At 65.1% G+C, this 1,016-nt stretch carries 1 protein-coding gene; it reads right to left on the bottom strand.

Annotated features, from left to right (window positions below):
* A partial coding sequence (gene sucC / locus V8324_RS22010; protein ID WP_336422014.1) for an ADP-forming succinate--CoA ligase subunit beta occupies positions 1-1,016 on the bottom strand: 1,016 nt, incomplete at both ends.

The following is a 1,016-nucleotide window of genomic DNA, read 5'->3' as shown; positions in this document are numbered from 1 at the left end:
GCGCCGTCCTTGAGGTCGTCGGCGGCGATGACGTTGAGGCCGGAATTGCGGATGATCTCCTTGCCCTTCTCGACATTCGTGCCTTCCAGCCGCACCACCAGCGGCACCGTCAGGCCCACGTCCTTGACCGCGGCGACCACGCCCTCGGCGATCACGTCGCAGCGCATGATGCCGCCGAAGATGTTGACCAGGATGCCCTTCACGTTGGAATCCGAGGTGATGATCTTGAACGCCTCGGTGACCTTCTCCTTGGTCGCCCCGCCGCCCACGTCGAGGAAGTTGGCCGGTTCCGCCCCGTAAAGCTTGATGATGTCCATCGTCGCCATGGCAAGGCCCGCGCCGTTGACCATGCAGCCGATCTCGCCGTCGAGGGCAATATAGTTGAGGTCGTATTTCGAGGCCTCGAGCTCCTTGCTGTCCTCCTCGGTGGTGTCGCGCAGCTCGCCGATATCCGCGTGGCGGTAGAGGGCGTTGGAATCGAAGCTCATCTTGGCGTCGAGGCATTTCAGATCGCCCCGGTCGGTGACGATCAGCGGGTTGATCTCGAGCATCTCCATGTCGGTGTCGATGAACATCTTGTAAAGCGTGCCCATCAGCGCCACGCATTGCTTGATCTGCCCGCCCGACAGCCCCAGCGAGAAGGCGATCCGGCGGCCGTGAAAGGGCTGGTAGCCGGTGGCGGGGTCGACCGACAGGCTGAGGATCTTCTCGGGCGTCTTTTCGGCCACCTCCTCGATATCCATGCCGCCCTCGGTCGAGGCCACGAAGCTGACCCGGCTGCTCACCCGGTCGACCAGCAGCGCGAGATACATCTCGGTCTCGATCCCCGCGCCGTCCTCGATGTAGATGCGGTTGACCTGCTTGCCGGCCGACCCGGTCTGCTTGGTCACCAGCGTCCGGCCCAGCATGCGCCGCGCCTCGTCGGCGGCCTCTTCCACCGATTTCGAGATCCGCACCCCGCCCGCGTCGCCGGCCCCGGCCTCCTTGAACTTGCCCTTGCCGCGCCCGCCGGCATG

The organism is Roseovarius sp. D22-M7 (assembly GCF_037083785.1).
Classification (GTDB): domain Bacteria; phylum Pseudomonadota; class Alphaproteobacteria; order Rhodobacterales; family Rhodobacteraceae; genus Roseovarius.
Note: the sequence above shows the minus strand (reverse complement) of the source record. Positions and strands in the feature narration are given on the sequence as shown.